The organism is Spirosoma fluminis, from assembly GCF_054778895.1.
Window position 1 is genome coordinate 106,613 of the sequence record NZ_BAAGZD010000045.1, and the last position, 19,416, is coordinate 126,028.

Below are 19,416 nucleotides of genomic sequence, written 5' to 3' on the forward strand. Positions count from 1 at the left end.
GCAGTCAAGTTTGCTGATTTCGTATACACGAATTATTCCGGGAAAATCAGCAGTTCAATAACATCAACACAAGTCAGTGTCTCACAATAACGATCCTTTCTCGCAAAACATCGACTGGCTAACGCTGGTGCTGTACCTGGGCTGCGTAACCATGGGCTGGCTCAACGTCTATGCCGCCGTGTACAGTCCCGAAGATCATACCAGCCTGTTTGATTTTTCTTCCAATGCTGGTAAGCAAATGATGTGGATTGGTACAACGGTAATTCTAATCATCTGCATTCTGGTTATAAACCATAAGTTTTTCGACTCGTTTGCCTATGTCTTCTACGCGTTTATGATCCTGATGCTTTTGTTGGTGCTGGTCGCCGGAAGCAATATAAACGGGTCGCGGTCGTGGTTCAAGTTTGGGTCGTTTTCTATCCAACCGGCCGAGTTCGCCAAAGTAGCAACCGCGCTGGCGCTGGCCAAGTACCTGGACAACCCCGGTATCAACCTGTCCAAGCAAAAAGACCTGATGTACATCGGGGGAATCATTGTGCTGCCCTGTATTCTGATTCTGGCTTCTAACGAAACCGGTTCTACGCTCGTGTTCGCTTCCTTCGTGATCATGCTTTACCGCGAGGGCTTGCCCAGCTGGATTCCCGGCCTGGGAATAACGATGGCGGCTTTGTTCGTGCTGGCCCTGGTATTTGCCAAGCTCTACATTTTCGCCGGTATCGTTGTCTTGCTGCTGATCATTATTTTGCTGATGCCACGCTATAACCGCACTCGCAGCACCATCATAGCTATGGGTTTAGTTGGCCTAGGCATGATGGTTTTCGTAACCGGTGTTGACTTTTTTGTGAACAATGTACTCCAGAAACACCAGCGTAACCGGATCAAAGTTCTGGTAGACCCAACCATTGATCCGCTCGGGGTAGGCTGGAACGTAACGCAGGCGAAAATTGCCATCGGGTCCGGTCGACTGGAGGGCAAAGGTTTTCTGGAAGGTACACAGACCAAGTTTGATTTCGTACCGGAACAAAGCACAGATTTTATCTTTTGTACAATTGGGGAGGAGCACGGCTTTATTGGCAGTGCCCTGGTCATTGCCTTGTTTATCGGATTGTTATCCCGTATTGTGCTCCTGGCCGAAAAGCAACGTAGCAAGTTTGCGCGTGTGTACGGCTATTGCGTGGCTGGTATCATCTTTTTCCACGTAATGGTGAACATTGGGATGACTATTGGCCTGATGCCCGTTATTGGTATCCCGCTGCCGTTTTTCAGTTACGGCGGTTCGTCGCTATGGTCGTTCTCCATCCTGTTGTTTATCTTCCTGAAGCTGGACTCTCGTCGTACGGCCCTCATGCGTAGATAACTTCAGAAACAAACCCCGACTTTCCGTAGAGGTCTCTGCCTAGGCTTGAATATGATTATTAACAAGGTTGAGCGTCAGCAAAAGGGTGAAATTCAAAGGTTTGTCAATAGGTTTTATGAATAAAAATACAGCATTAGCCCTCACTCCTGAGGGCTTTTTTTGTGGCCGCAAAAAATCTTCACAAATTTTTTAGCTCTCGTGCAACCTCCGCGACTTATTCATTCATCTACTGGTCAAACAGCACAACAAAGACTGATTCGAACGTAAAGACAACGTCAATTTCACGAAATATTAAAATTCGACTACTGCCATGAACGCCTTCAAACACATCATCGCCACAGCCCTTTTCGCCACGTCAACCGCTTCGTTTGCTCAAATCACCGTTGTAACGGTCACTACCGACTCGACATCAACCACTACGCACAAGCGCTGGAGAGCCGCCGAACGCGTAACCAGCGATTTCAGCATTTACATTGGCGTTAATAACTTTAGTGGATCGCTTCCCGCGGGTTATGAGCTTCGGCCGATAGGCTCACGGTTCATCGCGCTGGGATGGCAGAAACGAATTCCGCTTATCGCAAAAGGCCCAACGAAGCTTCGTTTGGTAGCCGGTCCCGAAATCGCCTGGAACAATTTCATGTTTGAGGGAAACAACACCCTCGTGGAACGTAACGACCAGCTCATTGTTGAGCCTGTTACGACCGAACTGCACAAATCTAAACTGGTAACAACCCAGCTTAACTTACCGGTGATGCTAAGCCTGCGCTTCAAGTCAGGATTAACGTTTGCCGCCGGTGGATACGTCGGTACACGCCTGGATAGCTATACAAAAGTGAAGCCCGTTGGGGGATCATCGGTACGGACACACGGTTCATTTAACCTGAATCCGGTTCGTTGGGGAGTAACAAGCGAAATTGGCTTTCGCAACGAGTTGAAGCTGTTTGGCCGCTATGAGCCAAATAGTCCCTTCAAAGCCGGACAAGGTCCAGACGCCAGCGTCTGGGTGGTGGGCTTAAAATTATAAAGTGTCTGGCTAGGAAGCTCTGCAACCGGCTGATTCGCTGAATGCGTGATTGAATGGCTAATCGTATTCTGCAATCAGTCGGTGCCCTGGAACCTGGATTCGGTTAAAGTAAGACGGCCTTTAAAATGCTCAGCTTGACCGTAAACCGGAAAATTAAGGAGCCGCCACTCAAATACACCACTGGTCGAAAAAGCGACGAGGTCTTTCGATCAAACCGTAGCCGTCGTATACGCCGGAAGCCAGTAAACCCCGGAAACAAAACCGCTTAAACCGACAGTGCTGCTAACCTGAACCGAGTCGCACTGCCCTTTGGGCGACATAATGACCGACTGAGTTAAAGTAAAAGTAGGTAGATCAATCAGTTTTGCATTGCCAGATCGGTACCAACTAATAGACGTATTAGGCAATCGAACGGTTTGTTGAAACAGGCCTTTATTCTCCTGATTGGCGTTAGGCCTGTTCGAGACTTGGCACATGGAAACCGTTAAGAGGAAAAGTATACCACTGGGCAGATAGCCATTGTGTTTCGTGAACGCGACGAAGTTTCGGTACGAAATATAAAAAAGACCGGTTACTAAAGCGATGTTGAGCAAGGCCCAGCCTATATGGAGAAACGCCATACTTTTGCGGTTGTCATGATGAAGACAAAGTAGTTAAAAAAGTTGCAGCGCTATGCAACGTCCGGCTCCGTTCGCCTGTCTTTTGTCGGAAACTGCCCCTCCAATACACCCATCAACTCTTTAAATCCGCTTATCCTGCCGTTCAGACCGCTTGTGTAAGAACAGGTACTTTGTGATACATACTACCTACCTTTGCCATGTACTTGATGACAGATACAAGCGACTTTGTAAAAAGTAATCCATATGAAAACGACCTTCTCCTTACTGGTAATCACGCTGACAATGCTGACAACAGCGTTTGGGCAGGCTTTAACGCGGGGGACTGTAAACGGTCAGGTAGGAACAACTGCCGGAAAACCCCTTGAATTTACAACCATGATGCTCCTGAAAGCCAAAGACTCTACGTTGGTAAAGGGAGCAATTAGTGACCCCGATGGTAAGTATGCGTTCGAGAATGTAGGTGCTGGCCAGTATCTGGTGGCCGCCCAGCAGATCGGGTACCGCAAAACGTATAGCGCTCCGTTCGCTGTCGATGAAACCCATCCAGCCGTTGAGTTACCCGCGCTGGCGATGACTGATGAAACGAAAAATCTGACTGAAGTTAAAGTTGTGGCTCAGAAGCCCTTCATCGAACAGCAGGTCGACCGCACGGTCGTAAACGTTGAAAACAGCATCGTAGCGAGTGGCAACACCGCCCTCGAAGTACTGGAAAAAGCGCCCGGCGTAACCATTGACCGCCAGAACGATCAGATTCAGCTAAAAGGGAAGGCAGGCGTAATCGTTTACATCGATGGTAAACAGACGTACCTGTCTCAGCAGGAAGTATCGAATCTGTTGAAAAATACGCCTAGTGATAACATTGCCTCTATTGAGATCATCACGAATCCGGGTTCCAAATACGATGCGGCTGGTAATTCCGGAATCATCAATATCAAGATGAAAAAGAACAAAAACTTCGGCACCAACGGTATGTTTATCGTCGGCACGGGCTACGGCTGGGCCAACAACATAAACGGAGCCCGCGAAGATCTGCCTAAGTTTAATACGTCACTGAACCTGAACCACCGCGATGGCAAGGTTAACCTGTTCGGAAACTATAGCTACACGAACCGGCAGAGCTTCAACTCGAACGAAATCAACCGCGAGATTCCCTACAACGGCCGCGTAACGTATTTCGACCAGCTGTCAGCCCGCCCGAGTCAGTTCGTCGGCCATTCGTACAAAGCCGGTTTAGATTATTTCCTGAGCAAAAAGAGCACAATTGGCGTATTGGTTAATGGATTCTCCAACGACTGGCAGTCGAGTGGAATCAACAACACGATGATCCGTAACGAAAACCGTCAGCTCACCAGCATGCCGTCGACCAAAACGGATGCGCAACGGTTTCTGTCGAACGTAACGGGCAACGTCAACTATAAATATGAATTCGATGGAAAAGGTCGTGAACTGACCGTCGATGCCGACTATGTCCACTACGGCGGGACCAACAACAACAACCTGAGCACGGTTTATTATGGCCCTGTCACCAGTGAAATAATTCGCCCCAATCAGGATGTACGAAACAACATGCCATCGATAATCAACATTATGGCGTTCAAAACGGATTACGTACACCCGATGAAAAATGGCAGTAAGCTGGAAGCTGGTCTGAAAAGCAGCTTCGTGAAGGCCGATAACAACACCATTTACGATACGTTGCAGCAGGAAACCCGCCAGTGGTTGTTCGACGCGAGCCGGTCGAATCAGTTCAAATACGATGAGAATATCAACGCGGCTTATCTGAACTACGCGGGCAAGCTGGGGCGTAAGCTGAAAGTACAGGCGGGTTTACGGGCCGAATATACTCACTCGATCGGAACCTCTGTTACGTTGAATCAGCAGGTCGATCGGAACTATCTGAATCTGTTTCCAACGCTGTTCTTGTCGCGGCAGCTCGACACCAACAATGTCCTGAATTTCTCGTACAGCCGCCGTATCGACCGGCCCGATTACCAGAATCTGAACCCGTTTGTGTTCTACCTCGACCCGTATACGTACCAGAAGGGGAACCCGTTCCTGCGGCCCCAGTACACAAATTCGGTCGAACTGACGCACGTCTATAAAGGAGCATTCACAACGACGCTGGGTTTTAGCCGCACGAGCGATTTCATTAACCAGGAAACGCCCCGCCAGATCCCTGCCGAAAACATTACGTATGTTACGCCCGAAAACCTGGGAAACCTGGACAACGTAAACCTGAATGTCAGCTTTCCCGTAACCATTGCAAAGTGGTGGAGAATGCAGAATAACTTCAGTGTATACTACACGCACTACAAGACATTTTATTCGGGAACACCGTATGAAGTAAAGCTGGCGGCCTACAACCTGTACACGTCGCAGAACTTTACGCTGAGCAAATCGGTGACTGCCGAAGTATCGGGTTGGTATAACTCGGCCTCACAATACGGGTTCTACCGGGCGCAGCCAATGGGTGCTTTCAGCCTCGGCTTACAGAAGAAAGTGATGGACGGCAAAGGAAGTCTGAAACTGAACGTGAGTGATCCATTCTGGCTCAACCAGTTCAGAGGACGGGCCGTGGTTCAGGACATCAACTTCCGGGTCGCGTCGCGCTGGGAAAGCCGCCGGGCCATGCTCACCTTCAGCTATCGGTTTGGCAATCAGAACGTAAAGAGTGCCCGCCAACGGAATTCAGCTACTTCAGCCGAGCAGGAACGGGTGAAAGCCGGAAATTAAAGATTAGTTTAGGTTAAGAAAACGTGAAAGCCAGTCCCATTTTGAGGGCTGGCTTTTTTGTGAGCTGATTTTCGGCAAACCGGATAAGGACTATTGCAGTTAAGTCTTAACGGTTTAACTAACATCTAGCCTCAACTTACCATGAAAACCTTATTCTTATCGGTTATTCTGTGCTTTGCTACGTCCTTGACTACATTTGCGCAGTCGGCAAAGACCGATGGTACTACGTCGTCGAAATCTGTGAGTGCTGCGCAGGGCGAAATAGCCCGCTGGGCCGGAAACTGCCTGCGGTGCAGCTTCGAGAAACGCGCCTGGGCGGCAGTTAACGGCACCTGCTATTATCCCGTCGATATGGATATGAAAGCGGGAACGTATACAATCTCGCGCCGGACGACGGGTGGTAAGCTCGAAAGCGCAAAGCTAACTGTCACAGAGAAGCCCTGTAAACAAGAGGATATTAAAAATTTCCCTAAGAAAGAGTACGTAAACGTATCGGCGCAGAATCAGGCCAGGGCTGCTAAGGAAGCCGCTGTCGTGAATCCAATTATTACGTATAAAGCGGATGTGCGGCCTGCTGTGTTTGATTTGCCCGTTGGAAAACCCGCCGATCCATTACCCAAAGGTGAGGGGAACTTTGGAGCCTGCCGCACCTTCGATGGGCAACCCCGCGATCGGCATACGGGGCAGGACTATCCGGTAACGGCCGGAAAATCGGTTCTCAGTGCGGGCAATGGGCGGGTGGTGCTGGCTGCGAATCTGTTTTATAGTGGTAATGCCGTTTTTATAGACCACGGTAACGGCCTGATCACCGAATACTTTCACCTCAAAAGTTATACAGTAAAGCCGAATCAAACGGTCAAAAAAGGAGAGAAAATCGGTGTTGTCGGAGAAACGGGGCGGGTGACCGGCCCCCACTTACACTTCGGCGTCCGCTGGCACGGAGCCTGTATAAATCCCGGTTATTTGCTGGTCGATCCGTCGGAGCTTCCCGACGTTAAATGACGGCCAGGCAATTCAGTTTGGCGGTTCGCTGACTTACGTTATTACGTATGAAATAGGTCTAAAAAAGATAAGGTTCCCCGATCTGAGCGGAGAACCTTATACTGACTATTCCTAAACCCTTAACCTTTTCTACATGAAAAACTAACTTTTACCCTTTTCTGTTCCAAATACCTGACTAAATCAGTATTTATTTTAAACTACTGGTTGTCAAGCGATTCGTTGTTTGACCGATCAATATCCCAGAGGAAGTTAATCATGCGGGCCGTGTGATTGGCCTGCGTCATCCAACGGTTGGCTTCGGCTGATTTCTGCTTTGCCAGTACGTTATTTACCTGGACAGTCGCTTCGTTGAATTTGGCCCGGTCGGTGGCGCTGAGTTGCAGCAAATTCGCCGGGTTCTGGTTGTACAACGAAACAACACTCATAAAGTTTTGCCAGTTGGTGTTGTGTTTCGACTTGATAACGTATTGCTCAACGTAAGCAGCGAACTGCTTTTCTGAACCGTTAACAAGCATAGCACTTGCCGGCTTGTTGGCTGCCGGGCTATCATCAGTGTTGGTGGTGGTAGCCGCGGTTGCTCCGAATGTCACTAATCCTAATCCAAGAATCAACGACGCAAAGATAACACGCGATTTCATTGTTTTGTTCTATTTTGTTTGCAATTATTGAACGCACAAATGTACTGCGAAGTTTGCAGAGTGCAAGTGCGTCTATTAAGTGAAACAAAATATTATTCTGAATAAAATCCGGTTAAATTGATAATTAAGTTTAAAATTAGATATAAAAATGAAGTATACAGAATATTATTTGTACTAATTGACTTCTAATATCTGTAATTGTTTGTTGTGATAGATTGTAAAATTCTTTAAAAAATTATATCATTGGTTGTAATTATTCATAGCCGTTTGTATGCCCATAGTGCAAAAACTAAGGGCAGCGTCACCAGCGCGGTCCAGATAGTCCGGTAATTGAATCAATTCATCCTCTGGAAACTGCCCCAAAACGAAATCAACCTGTCTTCCTTTGGAAAAATTATTGCCGATTCCGACCCGGAGTCGGGCATATTCCTGCGTGTTTAGCACTTCGTCGATGTTGCGTAATCCGTTGTGACCACCCGGTGAGCCTTTGGGTTTTAGGCGAAGCTTCCCGAAGGGTAAATCTTTATCGTCGGTAATCACGAGCAAATTCTCGACCGGAATGTTTTCCTGCTTCATATAATACAGAACCGCCCGGCCGCTCAGGTTCATATAGGTCGTTGGTTTCACCAGAAAAATCTGCTTGCCTTTGTGCTGCCATTTTGCCGTGTAGGCTAAGCGAGTCATGATGAAGTCGAATCCGTATTGTGCGGCCAGCCGATCGAGTACCATAAAGCCAGCATTGTGTCGGGTAAGTGCGTACTCGGGGCCGATATTGCCGAGACCAACCAGTAAAAATTTCACAGTTCGTTAATTTTCGTTTTTATACGTAACGGCAAAGTTCAGTGAAAGTATTCAGCCAAAAAAGTAAGCCCGCAGCGCAAAACTGAAAACCGAAAACGTACTTTTACCTTATGAATCAACAACGCCTGATTTTAGCCAGCCCGCTGCTTGAAATCGTTATCAGTCGGCTGGCCCAGCAACTTATTGAAGAGCATCAGAATTTCTCGGATACCGTTATCCTGGGCATGCAGCCCCGGGGCATCTATTTTGCCGAGCGGGTGGGGCGAGAATTGAACCGTGCGCTGGGGTATGCTGTCCCTCTGGGGTATCTGGATGCTACCTTTTACCGTGATGATTTCAAACGGCGGAATACCCCCCTACGGCCGAATACAACCCACGTACCGTTCATCATTGAAGATAAGCGGGTGATTCTGGTCGATGATGTGCTGGCTACGGGACGTATGGTTCGGGCCGCGCTCGATGCCATGACCGCTTTTGGTCGCCCCCGCAAGGTTGAACTCCTGGTGTTAATTGATCGCCGGTATAACCGCGATCTGCCAATCAAGCCTGATTACACAGGTAAACGCGTGAATACCCTGCAATCGCAGCGGGTGCTGGTGGAGTGGACGGAACAAGGGGCCGATGCCGATCGGATCTGGCTTGTTGAGTAGAAAGCACTATACAGTTGAGTTTCAATTTATTGCAATTCAGGATTAAATCCGCACAAGTCAGCCGATATAGATGGTTACAAATCACGCAGGATTACGTAATTTCGCCAACCATCTGATTTGGCATGAAGACATTTTTACATCGAGTAGCGTTCGGGTTATTATGGGTAGTTTTAGCAACTACTAGTACCACAGTTCGGGCGCAAACTGTTTATACGGTAACCGGAATGGTGACGGACGCCCAAACTGGCGAACCTGTGCCGTTTGCCAGTGTTGCGCTCACCGGTCGTCGAGTAGGAACGTTAACCGACGAAAAAGGCCGTTATTCTCTGACGACAAAAAATTTGTCGGACTCGCTGGCGGTTAGTTCGCTGGGCTACGCAACGTTACGCCGATCCATCGACCGCGAACGGATTTCGCAGGCAATCGACTTTAAGCTGGTTGCCACCGGGAATTCTCTACAGGAAGTGGTAGTTCGAGCGGGCGAAAATCCAGCGTTTAAGGTGTTACGTCAGGTGCGCAAAAACCGGCTGCTCAACGACCGCAACCGGTTGTCGGCCTACGAGTGCGACAGCTACGTAAAAACAGAGATCGCTTTAAGTCACGTATCGGATAAAGTTCGTCGGAACCCGCTGATCAAACGGATCAACGAAGCCATGAGCCGATACGATTCGCTGGTCGACGATCAGGGACATCGGCTGGTGCCCATGCTGGCGTCTGAATCGGTGTCCCGGTACTACTTCCGCGATAATCCACAGCGCCGACGGGAAGAGGTTAAGAAGACACGGATTAAAGGCGTGGCCGTAGACGATGCTGGCCTGAGTTCTCAATTGCTGGGTGGCACAAGCCTGGTCAGTCAGAATTTTTACGATAATTACATCCCTATTCTGGGGAAAGATTTTGCGTCGCCAATCGGCGACAACTGGAAAAACTGGTACGAATTTTTTCTGGCCGATACCACGCAGATTGGCGATCGAATCTGTTACGAGATTCAGTTTGAGCCGAAGCGACCTGAAGACCTGGCGTTCACAGGTAAGGCCTGGATTGATACGACTTCGTTTGCCCTGTGCCAGATTGAGGCCAACATTGGTAGTGGAGCTAACCTCAACTACGTCCGGCGGCTGGTGATTGAACAGGAGCTGGAGCCGACACTCGATACCGCTTCGGGTTCGGGAGCGACTACCGGTTGGCTGCCAACGAGTCTACGCCTAACTGCCGACTTAACGGGTGTAGGAAAGCAGTCGCTGGGCATGCGCGCCAAGGTGACGTTGCATAACAGTAACGTAATAGTCAATCGGCCCAAACCAGTCGGCTTCTACGACCAGCCCATTGAGCAACACGATACGGTTGCCACCGCAAACGACGCGTATTGGCAGACTGTGCAGCAAACATTGGCCGGAACAGACTCCCTCAGCAAAGAAGATAAAAAGGCACGTACGTTAATTGACTCCCTACGGAAGGTGCCTGTGGTGCGGGCGGCTGAGGCCATTGGTCAGATCGCCGTTACGGGTTTCTACAAAGTCGGTGGTTTTGACATTGGCCCTTACCCATACCTGTTTGCCTATAATACCGTAGAAGGGTTACGGACGCGCATCGGTTTCCGCACGAACGAGCAACTGAGCCGAACCTGGGTGCTACGTGGCTATGTAGCGTACGGTACGATGGACCAGCAGTTTAAATACGGTGCTGAGATCGATTATATCGTCTCGCGTCGGCGCTGGACCATGATTGGGGTACGGATGGCGAACGATCTGGAGCGGCTGGGCCTCACGCCCGAGCTGATCGGAGGAAACCGGATGTTTTACGCCCTAAGCCGTTTCGGTAAGTACCGTGGTGCCTATCGTAACCTGCAGAAAGAAGCGTTCTTCCGGACCGAGCCGATAAAAGGAGTGCTGATAACCGCTACGTTGGGAAGCCGCAGTTTCGATCCGCTGTTTCCGTTTCACTACCGGGTTCATCCGGAGATGGAGGATCAGTCGCCTTTAAAATCCAAGATACTGGATGCCTACTGGTCGGTTGAAGCCCGGCTGTCGCGCAAAGAAAAATACATCATAGATGGTAACGAGCGCATTACGCTCGGCACCAAGCGAGCCCCTGTACTAACGATCCGGTACACGCACGGCTCCCGTTCGATTGGTAGTGATTATAACTACGATCGGATTACGGCACGAGCCCAGCAAACCTTCCGGCTTGGTCCACTCGGGCGGATGTCATACCTGTTGTCGGCCGGATTTACCCCATCGACGTTACCGGCTCCGCTGCTGTTTCCGCACATCGGTAACCCAACGCCCTTGCTGACCACCAATACGTTCAACCGGATGCAGTTTTACGAGTTTGTCAGTGATCGGTTTGTCGCGGTTCACATTCAGCACAAATTCGAAGGGTTGCTCTTCAACCGGCTCCCCGGTATTCGTAAGCTGAACTGGCGGCTGGTCGCCAATGCAGACGTACTCTGGGGAAGTATGTCGCGCGAGAACAAAGCCGTCGAAACGTTCAAGCCGCTGCCCGATGGGTTTAAGCCGATTCATTTTGGCTCGCTCAACGGCGCTACACCTTACGTTGAACTTGGTTACGGTATCGACAATATTTTTAAAATCTTCCGCATCCAGGGCATTCACCGCTTAACGTATCTGGATACGGGCCGTAACGGCATACCGGTCGATCGGTTCGTTGTCAAGGCGGCAGCTTCCATTAGTTTTTAATCAGAACCGTAATCTTTTTGGCGTTCACAATGGTTGATAAGTGATCCAGCTTATCAACCATTGTGTTCGTATGGCCCTTGTTGCTCCTGTCGTTGTTCAGAAAGTAATCGGCGAAAACCTGACCGAAACGCCCGACCTGCTGGCCGTTGAAGAACCGCTGGAAATTCGGCTGGGCTACGGACCCGTCGGCGACCGCCAGCAACGCTCGGTGTCCGTTACGATGCGCACGCCGGGTCACGACGAGGAACTGGCTATGGGCTTTTTGTTCGCCGAAGGCATCATTCAGTCGCCGTCCAACATCGTCTCCTGTCGGCATTGCGTGCAGGAATCGGCCAAAGAGGGCAATGTCATTCGGGTGGAACTTCAGCCTGACGTAATGGTCGATTGGAGTCGGCTGGAACGTAACGGTGTTACGTCGGCGAGTTGTGGACTATGCGGCAAAACTACCATTGAAGCCGCTATGGCGCACGCAGAAGGACCCATACACTCTGAGTTTACGCTTGAACCAGCCGTGCTGCACCGGCTGCCCGAGCGCGTTCGGGAAACCCAGCGTGCCTTTTCCTATACCGGCGGTATTCACGCGGCTGCTTTATTCGACGCAGGCGGCAATTTACTGCTCGTTCGGGAAGACATCGGTCGGCACAACGCGCTGGACAAGCTGATAGGAGCAGCTTTCTGGCAAAACTGGTTACCGCTCCACAATGCAGGTATCTTGCTGAGTGGCCGGATTGGCGTCGAACTGGTGCAGAAAAGCTGGCGGGCTGGTATTCCGTTCCTGGCTGCGGTTGGAGCGCCGTCGAGTCTGGCCGTACAGATGGCACTCGAAGCCCAGATTACCCTGGCTGGTTTCGTGCGGAATGAGCGGTTTAATCTGTATTCGAAACCCGAGCGCGTGCGGCTTGGGCAACTGGCTTAAGGCGTTACGTTCTGGGGTACCATGATCGTTAATGCTCTGGACTGAATTCGGGCCTCAAGTTTTGTAATGCGGCCCCGGTATTCGCCATCGACCTGAAAGTAAGCCTTCCGGTGGGTTTCGATCGTAACCGATGTTGCGGGCAAAATTTCAATCTTTTTTGGATCGAACGGCTTGTAGCGCCAGAACAATTTCAGAATTTCCCAGAACACTAACCGCCGAAAAATAACGACCTCGAACTGACCGTCCGACAGGTCACCATCCGGATTTATAATGGCTCCGGTACCGTACATACGCGCATTCGCCAGGACAATCATCAGGGCAGCCCGCTGCACGCACGTATCACCGATTTGTATCTCCACACGGAGTAAACGCCGTTTTTGCAATACATTGATCACACTGCGCAGGTAACCGAACTTGCCCCTGAAATTATTTTGCGCGTAATACTTCACCAGGTGGGCGTTAAGGCCAATGTCGCTCAGATGGAGGCAGATGTCGCCGTCGTTCACCTGAATTACATCAACGGGTTTGGGCGTGCCGTTGACCAGGACGTCCAAACTCTCCGTTACGTCGGCCGGAATACTCAATTCGCGGGCCATGCCATTCGCTGAACCAGCGGGCAGTACGCCCAGAATAAGGTCAGTGCCCAGGAGTTGAGTTGCTACGTCTTTAATGGTTCCGTCGCCACCTACCGCCACCACACAGTCTGGCCGATGACGATCGATGCGTTCCCGAATGAGCGCATCGTCCGTTTTGCCGTTGAGATAAAATAGATGGGCAGTATGCGGCTGGTTCGCGAAATACGTTTGGATACTTTCTTCCCAAACGGACTTGTCCCGGCCACCAGACACAGGATTGATAGCAAATAAAAAGATCAACTTACCAGCGATTTATGTGTTATTAAGAGCACGAACCGAGCATTGGCTATGGATACGCTGCAACCTACATCAACCGCTACACAAAACCTAAGCCTGAAAGCCAGACTGAGTCGTCAGCTCCGGCATTGGCTGCGCCTGACCGATGAACCTACCGTAAAGCTGTATCGAGGCTACGGGAATGATGCGCGGCTGACGGTGCAGGGGACGGTGTTCAGGCGGTCGGCGCTGCCCCGCAAAAACTACCGCGATAGCGCAATCATTAATCTGCTGGGCGTTCTGCGGCTTTTTCTGGTCGCTCCTCATCCGCATGCTACCGTCCGGGTCGACGTAGCGGGGTACGTAGCCGATACGCAGGCCGATGCCGATGGCTACTTTCGCGTGGAGGTGCCGGTCACGAATCCACTGGAGCCCGGCTGGCATTCGGTAACGGCATCGTTGATCAGCCAGACACTGGCCACGGAAACCGTACTGGCGCGGGGGGAGGGGCAAGTTCTGGTGCCCGACCCGACTCAGTTCATCTGTATCTCCGATATTGACGATACGTTCCTGGTGTCGCACTCGGCCACCATTGCGAAACGATTGTCCGTTCTGTTAACGCAGAATGCGCACAGCCGCCAACCGTTCGAAGGCGTGGTGGACCACTATCAACTGCTCGCCCAGGCCGACAGCGGCCCTATAATGATGAACCCGTTCTTCTACGTATCGAGCAGTGAATGGAATCTCTACGATTATATACTGGACTTTTCGCTGAAGAATAAGCTGCCGGATGGAGTGTTCATGCTCAGTCAGCTGAAACGACTGGGACAGGTTTTAAAAACGGGTCAGAATAAACACATGACCAAGTTTTCGCGCATTGTGCGTATTGTCGAAGCGTTTCCGGATCAGCGGGTTATTTTACTCGGCGACGATACGCAGGAAGATCCGACCATCTATGCGTCGGTCGTGGAGCATTTCCCGAAGCAGATTCACTGCGTGTACATCCGTCAGGTGCACCGGCAAAACCAACCCAAAACGCGCGAGATTCTCCAGCGCATAGAAGCTGCGGGTGTACACTGTTGCTATTTTGCCCATAGCGAAGAAGCTAAAGATCACTCCGTAGCCATTGGCTTAGTTCCTTCCTAACGAACCGTGGCCTGAAGCGAGCTTCAGGCCACGGTGAATAATCGAATCGCAACCAGATGCCTATTTGGTAGCAATGTAAAAAAAGTCCAGACTGCCAGCCGGGTTGTTGCTGACGAGGTAATCCGTGTAATTGATCTGGGCCGCGAGCCCATCGGCCTGAAGCAGGCGGTTCCGGTTCAGCCGATTCATCAGGTCATACGGTACTTGCAGCAGTCGACGGGGCAGACGGTACTGCAGATTGAAAATGTCAAAGCGGGTCAGCTTGCGAACTGACTCTTTGTTCTGCTCATAATACGTCATCACCTTGTCGTTGCCGTGAATACCCCGCGTCTCGATAGTCGAGAAATACTTGGTAATCAGCGATTTCAGGCCATCGGCATAATATTCGCGAACGTGCCAGGGATTACGAGTAAGCGAGAACTGCTTATTTACGGTCGTCAGCAGCAACTTACCACCGGGCTTCAGAACGCGGTGGGCTTCCTGAATGAATAAATCGTCGTTCTCGATGTGTTCAATCACCTGGAACGTAACAATGTAATCGAACGTATTGTCAGCCAGACCCGCCAGAGGGGGGATGTTGGCGGCTATGAACGTCGATTTGGGATACTCAGCCTGTAAAGCGGCAATCAGTTCCTGGTTTTTATCGATGCCCGTGTATTGGTCAGCGGCTTTGGTCAGCAGCTCTAAACCACGGCCCCAGCCGCAGCCTATTTCGAGTACGTTGCCGTTGACGAGGGTAGCCGCTTCGACGTAGGGAAACAAAAGCCGTTGATGAACGGGATTGTCGGACGCGATTTCGGCTGAGGTGATTTCAGTGGTTTTGTACATACGCTTGCAATTCGTACCGTAAAATTACTCTTTTGCGGAGGCAAAGAAAAATGAACCGCCCGGATAACTCGAACGTTGTTGTTTTTTCGTTATAAACGAACAGTGATTCATTGCGGGTAAAACAAGCCACCGAGCTTACCAGTAATGTATCGAAACTTGTTCAGAATAGGTTATCGTAAAAACGCCTGAGATTGCCGTTGTTTATGCGTATACTGACTGCTTTACTAATTATTGTTTTCCTATCGGCCTGTTCGTCCAGTAAAAAAGCGCAGCAGGCCCGCATCAATGCGGCTTATGATGCCCGCACGGAAGCGCAGCGTAACCAGGTTCAGAAACCCGAAACCCGCAACGATACGCGGTCAGCTGCGTCTGCCAAAGCGTCGGAGGGACCAGTAGCGACGTCGACGGTAACCACCTCGTCGAAGGCAGCCAGCGAATGGACTGTTACGTCCATCAAAGGAAAATTTCTGGCAACTGATACCAGTAATGTTCGCGTGTACATGAATCTGACGGCCCGCACGCCCACCGGCGACCCGCTGCTCGATCCGGCTCAGTTCAGCGAACACTTTCAGATTGCCTACGTCATGTATCCCGACTACAACAACCGAGAGCGGCTTGGGTACGGAACTGTGCCCTTATCTGCGCAGAACGTACGGCGCGATGGCGATCAGTTGACCCTTACCTTCGACGTAAAGCGTCCTAAAGATGCAGTGAATGCGGTTCTCCTGACCGAGATTACCGAAATCAGTACTGGCACAAAGGCACGTAACGATTTGTCACTGCGGTTCAGAGCGCCGAAGTTGAGCGATCGGTTTACCCTGTTTGACAAGACCGGCCAGCAGCCACAGCTCCGTAATTACGTAAACGCGGGCGATACGGTGATGATCCGCGATGTGAACGGCACCAGCAAGCCGTTGTACGGGTTTCACTATAAGCACGATTTCGACGCGGCTTCGTCGCCGATGAACACCTCGTCCCGGCCAACGCCCAAGTCGCTGAGCGTCGATACTACGCTAACCATCAGCACTAACAAACCCTTTGTGCTGCCTAAGGAAGGTCTGTACTATTTTATGGAAGATACCGCCGATGCTGCTGGTATCGGGCTGGTGGTCGCGGATAAGCGGTTCCCAAAGCTGACGCGCCCCGAAAAGCTGATCAGGCCGGTGCTGTACATGAGCACAAGCAGCGAGATCAATGAACTGAATCAGGCGCAGGATACGAAAAAGGCGTTTGACCGCTACTGGCTCAGCCTGATGTCAGGTAATGAAGAAGTCGCCCGTAAGACATTGAAGGCGTATTTCGACCGCGTGGAAGAAGCAAACCGGCTGTTTACGTCGTATAAAGAAGGCTGGAAAACCGATAAGGGTATGATTTACATCGTGCTCGGCCCGCCCGACCGGGTGCAGCGCAACCGCGAACGGGAAGTGTGGGTGTATAACCGCCGGGCGAATGTCTCAGAGATTAATTTTACGTTTACCAAAAAACCAAATCAATTTGTCGAGGATCACTACGAACTGGTACGCTACATTGAGTATCAGCCAATTTGGTACCCGATAGTCGAAGCATGGAGAACCGGCGCAATTCGCGAGTAAATCGCCCCAGTCATCAACGCAATCAGTCCAGATCGGGTGGCGCACGCCCGCAATTTCGGCCCCAGCCCGACGAAATGGTGTTTGGCATTCAGTCCGTTATCGAGACCCTGCGGTCCGATCAGCAGATTGACAAGCTGTACATGGAGAAAGGGTTAAGTAACCCCGACATTCAGAATCTTGCTTTTCAGAACCGGGTAACCATTCAGCGCGTACCGGTCGAGAAACTAGACCGGCTGACCCGCAAGAACCACCAGGGCGTTGTTTGTCTGGTATCGGCCATTCAGTACGTGAAGCTGTCGAATGTGGTAGCTGATGTGTTTGAACGGGGCGAAACACCGTTTTTTCTGTTGCTGGACCGGATTACGGACGTCCGAAATTTTGGGGCCATTGCCCGTACGGCCGAATGTACCGGTGTGCAATGCATTGTGATCCCGGGTCGGGGGGCGGCTGCCATTAACTCCGATGCCATGAAAACATCGTCGGGGGCGCTGAACCACATATCCGTTTGCCGGGAGCCGGATCTGACAGAAACCATAAAATACTTGCAGGACTCGGGCATTACGGTCGTTGCCTGTACCGAAAAATCCAACCGTGACCTCTACGAGCGCACGACCGACTTATCGGGACCGATTGCCGTTGTGATGGGATCGGAAGAGGACGGAATCTCGCCGGAGTTGTTACGTATGGCGGACAATCACGTTAAGATTCCGCTACTGGGTGCGGTGGGCTCACTCAACGTATCGGTGGCTACCGGCGTTGTACTTTATGAAGTCGTCCGCCAGCGGGCGCTGCGTACTCCGCAAGAATCGTAACGTACAGATACAGAACCATAAAAAACCCACGCTACGTTCAGCGTGGGTTTTTTATGGGCTTTAGGGGCCGTATATGTTAGAAACGGTTAATGCAGGAGTAAGCCGTAAGCGAATGTAAAAGCGTAAATACCGCTGCCGCGTTCAAAGCTCGTGGTTACACTCGAACCAATATCGAGGTAACCGCCTGTCGGGAGTGAAATCATCATGCCAACCATCGGCTCGAACCGAAAGGCCGTTACGGTGATGGCACTGATGCCGACATCGACCCCGACGTTCAGGTCGGTATGTATTCCTTTCAGCCAATACCGCCGGACGCCTACGGTGGCGGGTATACTTAACCCGGTGCTGGTTTGGTACGTTTTTCGGAACTGCTCGGCGTAACGGCCTTTAATCAGAAGCACTTCCAGGCCCGTTTTGGCCGTAAATGCCCACGTATTGCGCCACGGGCGCTGATACCGTATGTCCAGACCACCACTTAGTCCGACCCCATTATAAAGACCAATGCCTAAGCCGGGCGTAATGCCAGCGAGCAGTAACGGCTGATTGGCCTGCGCGAGACAATAATCCGAAAAAAGCGTGCTCAGGCTGAGCAGTAACCCGGCGAACAGGTTACAAAGCCGACGATTATACAATTGGGTCATGGTCGTACTTCGTTGTTTTTTAAGGATAAACCCAACGCTGCGCCAACGGTAAACACTCCGCTGCCCCTGGCAAAACTGGTGAAATACCCGGCGTTCAGATCCAGTTTACCTCCGTTTGGTAATGGAAGCAGGTACCCCGCACCCGGCTCGACGTGCAACGAAGACACCATATTGGCGTTGGCGGCAATGTCCACCCCGACGTTCAGATCTACGTGAACCCGGTCGTTCAGGTAGATCCGTGGCCCAAAACACACCGGTATGTTGAGGCCCATGGCTATGGATTCGTACGAATAAAAGTTGTAATACAACGTATTGAAGCCAAAGCCTGAAATGGGACTATAGCCATAACCCAAGTACGAGTTCGGAACCAGAAACGCGCTGCTGACCCGGTACACCTCCAGACCCACTTTAGCGGTCAGGGCTACGTTGGTCGTAAGTGGGTAGTGAAACCGGCCGCTTACCCCGGCTCCGTACTTGATACCATTGTAGCGACCGACACCCGCCAGCAGATTAGCGCCCAGGTAGACTAGCTTATCGTTGGGCTGACCAACGGCTGGGGTTAGCTGGCCCAGTACCAGCAGGCCAGTCAGTACCCAAACGAGTTGATACGTTCTCATCGGCTCGCCGTAAATGCCATTCGGGCTTCCTGCGTCTGCACGTCAAATTTGAGCGTGTTGCCGCTGATGGTGGCGAGGGTTTCGCCATCGTATACCAGTTCATACCGTGACCCGTTTTTCTCTACGTCAATCTCTTCAAAGTCAATAGCGTCAAGGGCCTTGCTATCAAAGGTCAACTGTAGCGTCATCTGGGCTTTGTTAGGGTCCGTCGATTCGGTTAGTTTAACCGTACCGTAATACGTCTTTTTGCCATTCTGGACGACGGGGAGGGTAGGAATATTCAACTCGTCGTCCTGGGTCTGGTACCGGAAGGAACTTAGCGTATACGTACCAATAACTGCCCCCGCCGTGCCCTGGGGTTTAACATTGTCGGCATCTTTCTTACAGGCTGTGCTAGCGAGCGTTACAACGAGAAGGAGAAAAAGCGTTTTCATGGATCAGCGTTGGTTTGCAGGCGATTACCGTCAATCGCTGAGGCAAAACTACCGG

General features: G+C 51.0%; 18 protein-coding genes. 10 read left to right on the plus strand and 8 right to left on the minus strand.

What is annotated here, in order from left to right:
• Positions 1 to 76 precede the first annotated feature (76 nt).
• Positions 77 to 1,357 (plus strand): rod shape-determining protein RodA, encoded by a 1,281-nt coding sequence (gene rodA, locus ACYVBJ_RS27595; RefSeq protein ID WP_460985520.1) that lies wholly within the window; start codon positions 77 to 79, stop codon positions 1,355 to 1,357.
• Positions 1,358 to 1,667: 310 nt separating this feature from the next.
• Positions 1,668 to 2,381, plus strand: coding sequence for an outer membrane beta-barrel protein (locus ACYVBJ_RS27600; protein WP_460985521.1), 714 nt, complete (start codon positions 1,668 to 1,670; stop codon positions 2,379 to 2,381).
• 209 nt (positions 2,382 to 2,590) lie between these two features.
• Here the strand turns inward: ACYVBJ_RS27600 and ACYVBJ_RS27605 are convergent, their stop codons facing one another.
• Positions 2,591 to 3,001: a hypothetical protein gene (locus tag ACYVBJ_RS27605; protein WP_460985522.1), complete on the minus strand. Its 411-nt coding sequence runs from the start codon at positions 2,999 to 3,001 to the stop codon at positions 2,591 to 2,593.
• A 243-nt stretch (positions 3,002 to 3,244) separates the two neighbouring features.
• Between ACYVBJ_RS27605 and ACYVBJ_RS27610 the strand changes: the two genes are divergently transcribed.
• Both ACYVBJ_RS27610 and ACYVBJ_RS27615 read left to right on the plus strand, forming a co-directional pair.
• Positions 3,245 to 5,734: an outer membrane beta-barrel protein gene (locus ACYVBJ_RS27610; RefSeq protein WP_460985523.1), complete on the plus strand. Its 2,490-nt coding sequence runs from the start codon at positions 3,245 to 3,247 to the stop codon at positions 5,732 to 5,734.
• 141 nt (positions 5,735 to 5,875) lie between these two features.
• Complete coding sequence (locus tag ACYVBJ_RS27615; RefSeq protein WP_460985524.1) at positions 5,876 to 6,736, plus strand: M23 family metallopeptidase; 861 nt, start codon at positions 5,876 to 5,878, stop codon at positions 6,734 to 6,736.
• Between the two features lie 197 nt (positions 6,737 to 6,933).
• Here ACYVBJ_RS27615 and ACYVBJ_RS27620 read toward each other — a convergent pair whose 3' ends face one another.
• Together ACYVBJ_RS27620 and pth are read right to left on the minus strand one after the other, a co-directional pair.
• A complete protein-coding gene (locus ACYVBJ_RS27620; protein WP_460985525.1) occupies positions 6,934 to 7,374 on the minus strand; it encodes a hypothetical protein in 441 nt (146 codons plus the stop codon).
• 240 nt (positions 7,375 to 7,614) lie between these two features.
• Entirely contained in the window at positions 7,615 to 8,175 is a 561-nt protein-coding gene (gene pth / locus ACYVBJ_RS27625; protein ID WP_460985526.1) for an aminoacyl-tRNA hydrolase, read from the minus strand.
• Between the two features lie 110 nt (positions 8,176 to 8,285).
• Here pth and pyrR point away from each other — a divergent pair, with 110 nt between their 5' ends.
• From pyrR to fdhD, 3 genes are all read left to right on the plus strand, one after another.
• Complete coding sequence (pyrR, locus tag ACYVBJ_RS27630) at positions 8,286 to 8,825, plus strand: bifunctional pyr operon transcriptional regulator/uracil phosphoribosyltransferase PyrR (RefSeq protein ID WP_460985527.1); 540 nt, start codon at positions 8,286 to 8,288, stop codon at positions 8,823 to 8,825.
• A 122-nt stretch (positions 8,826 to 8,947) separates the two neighbouring features.
• On the plus strand, positions 8,948 to 11,524 hold the full coding sequence (locus tag ACYVBJ_RS27635) for a DUF5686 and carboxypeptidase-like regulatory domain-containing protein (protein WP_460985528.1): 2,577 nt from the start codon (positions 8,948 to 8,950) through the stop codon (positions 11,522 to 11,524).
• A gap of 70 nt (positions 11,525 to 11,594) precedes the next feature.
• Entirely contained in the window at positions 11,595 to 12,440 is an 846-nt protein-coding gene (gene fdhD / locus ACYVBJ_RS27640) for a formate dehydrogenase accessory sulfurtransferase FdhD (protein WP_460985529.1), read from the plus strand.
• Here fdhD and ACYVBJ_RS27645 read toward each other — a convergent pair.
• Positions 12,437 to 13,315, minus strand: coding sequence for a diacylglycerol/lipid kinase family protein (locus tag ACYVBJ_RS27645; RefSeq protein ID WP_460985530.1), 879 nt, complete (start codon positions 13,313 to 13,315; stop codon positions 12,437 to 12,439). The two genes, fdhD and ACYVBJ_RS27645, sit on opposite strands and share 4 nt — an antisense overlap.
• A gap of 48 nt (positions 13,316 to 13,363) precedes the next feature.
• Between ACYVBJ_RS27645 and ACYVBJ_RS27650 the strand changes: the two genes are divergently transcribed.
• Complete coding sequence (locus tag ACYVBJ_RS27650; RefSeq protein ID WP_460985531.1) at positions 13,364 to 14,437, plus strand: App1 family protein; 1,074 nt, start codon at positions 13,364 to 13,366, stop codon at positions 14,435 to 14,437.
• Positions 14,438 to 14,497: 60 nt separating this feature from the next.
• Here ACYVBJ_RS27650 and ACYVBJ_RS27655 read toward each other — a convergent pair whose 3' ends face one another.
• Positions 14,498 to 15,265 (minus strand): class I SAM-dependent methyltransferase, encoded by a 768-nt coding sequence (locus ACYVBJ_RS27655; protein WP_460985532.1) that lies wholly within the window; start codon positions 15,263 to 15,265, stop codon positions 14,498 to 14,500.
• 203 nt (positions 15,266 to 15,468) lie between these two features.
• Here ACYVBJ_RS27655 and ACYVBJ_RS27660 point away from each other — a divergent pair, with 203 nt between their 5' ends.
• Positions 15,469 to 16,857, plus strand: coding sequence for a GWxTD domain-containing protein (locus tag ACYVBJ_RS27660; RefSeq protein ID WP_460985533.1), 1,389 nt, complete (start codon positions 15,469 to 15,471; stop codon positions 16,855 to 16,857).
• Positions 16,830 to 17,669, plus strand: coding sequence for a 23S rRNA (guanosine(2251)-2'-O)-methyltransferase RlmB (gene rlmB / locus ACYVBJ_RS27665; RefSeq protein ID WP_460985534.1), 840 nt, complete (start codon positions 16,830 to 16,832; stop codon positions 17,667 to 17,669). The genes ACYVBJ_RS27660 and rlmB overlap by 28 nt, the downstream gene beginning before the upstream one ends.
• An 86-nt stretch (positions 17,670 to 17,755) precedes the next feature.
• Here the strand turns inward: rlmB and ACYVBJ_RS27670 are convergent, their stop codons facing one another.
• Genes ACYVBJ_RS27670 through ACYVBJ_RS27680 form a run of 3 tightly spaced genes read right to left on the minus strand, consistent with a single transcriptional unit; the run spans position 17,756 to position 19,361 of the window.
• Positions 17,756 to 18,310 (minus strand): hypothetical protein, encoded by a 555-nt coding sequence (locus ACYVBJ_RS27670; protein ID WP_460985535.1) that lies wholly within the window; start codon positions 18,308 to 18,310, stop codon positions 17,756 to 17,758.
• Positions 18,307 to 18,927 carry a hypothetical protein gene (locus tag ACYVBJ_RS27675; RefSeq protein ID WP_460985536.1) on the minus strand — a complete coding sequence of 207 codons (621 nt, stop codon included), beginning with the start codon at positions 18,925 to 18,927 and terminating at the stop codon, positions 18,307 to 18,309. The genes ACYVBJ_RS27670 and ACYVBJ_RS27675 overlap by 4 nt, the downstream gene beginning before the upstream one ends.
• On the minus strand, positions 18,924 to 19,361 hold the full coding sequence (locus ACYVBJ_RS27680) for a hypothetical protein (protein WP_460985537.1): 438 nt from the start codon (positions 19,359 to 19,361) through the stop codon (positions 18,924 to 18,926). Before ACYVBJ_RS27680 ends, ACYVBJ_RS27675 begins: the two co-directional genes overlap by 4 nt.
• Positions 19,362 to 19,416: the final 55 nt, after the last annotated feature.

Bases quoted from the DNA above. Each gene is read 5' to 3' on its own strand.
- ACYVBJ_RS27600 (WP_460985521.1), top strand. From the start codon at position 1,668: ATGAACGCCTTCAAACACATCATCGCCACAGCCCTTTTCGCCACGTCA.
- ACYVBJ_RS27605 (WP_460985522.1), bottom strand. From the start codon at position 3,001: ATGGCGTTTCTCCATATAGGCTGGGCCTTGCTCAACATCGCTTTAGTA.
- ACYVBJ_RS27610 (WP_460985523.1), top strand. From the start codon at position 3,245: ATGAAAACGACCTTCTCCTTACTGGTAATCACGCTGACAATGCTGACA.
- ACYVBJ_RS27615 (WP_460985524.1), top strand. From the start codon at position 5,876: ATGAAAACCTTATTCTTATCGGTTATTCTGTGCTTTGCTACGTCCTTG.
- ACYVBJ_RS27620 (WP_460985525.1), bottom strand. From the start codon at position 7,374: ATGAAATCGCGTGTTATCTTTGCGTCGTTGATTCTTGGATTAGGATTA.
- pyrR (WP_460985527.1), top strand. From the start codon at position 8,286: ATGAATCAACAACGCCTGATTTTAGCCAGCCCGCTGCTTGAAATCGTT.
- ACYVBJ_RS27635 (WP_460985528.1), top strand. From the start codon at position 8,948: ATGAAGACATTTTTACATCGAGTAGCGTTCGGGTTATTATGGGTAGTT.
- fdhD (WP_460985529.1), top strand. From the start codon at position 11,595: ATGGCCCTTGTTGCTCCTGTCGTTGTTCAGAAAGTAATCGGCGAAAAC.
- ACYVBJ_RS27650 (WP_460985531.1), top strand. From the start codon at position 13,364: ATGGATACGCTGCAACCTACATCAACCGCTACACAAAACCTAAGCCTG.
- ACYVBJ_RS27655 (WP_460985532.1), bottom strand. From the start codon at position 15,265: ATGTACAAAACCACTGAAATCACCTCAGCCGAAATCGCGTCCGACAAT.
- ACYVBJ_RS27660 (WP_460985533.1), top strand. From the start codon at position 15,469: ATGCGTATACTGACTGCTTTACTAATTATTGTTTTCCTATCGGCCTGT.
- rlmB (WP_460985534.1), top strand. From the start codon at position 16,830: ATGGAGAACCGGCGCAATTCGCGAGTAAATCGCCCCAGTCATCAACGC.
- ACYVBJ_RS27670 (WP_460985535.1), bottom strand. From the start codon at position 18,310: ATGACCCAATTGTATAATCGTCGGCTTTGTAACCTGTTCGCCGGGTTA.
- ACYVBJ_RS27675 (WP_460985536.1), bottom strand. From the start codon at position 18,927: ATGAGAACGTATCAACTCGTTTGGGTACTGACTGGCCTGCTGGTACTG.
- ACYVBJ_RS27680 (WP_460985537.1), bottom strand. From the start codon at position 19,361: ATGAAAACGCTTTTTCTCCTTCTCGTTGTAACGCTCGCTAGCACAGCC.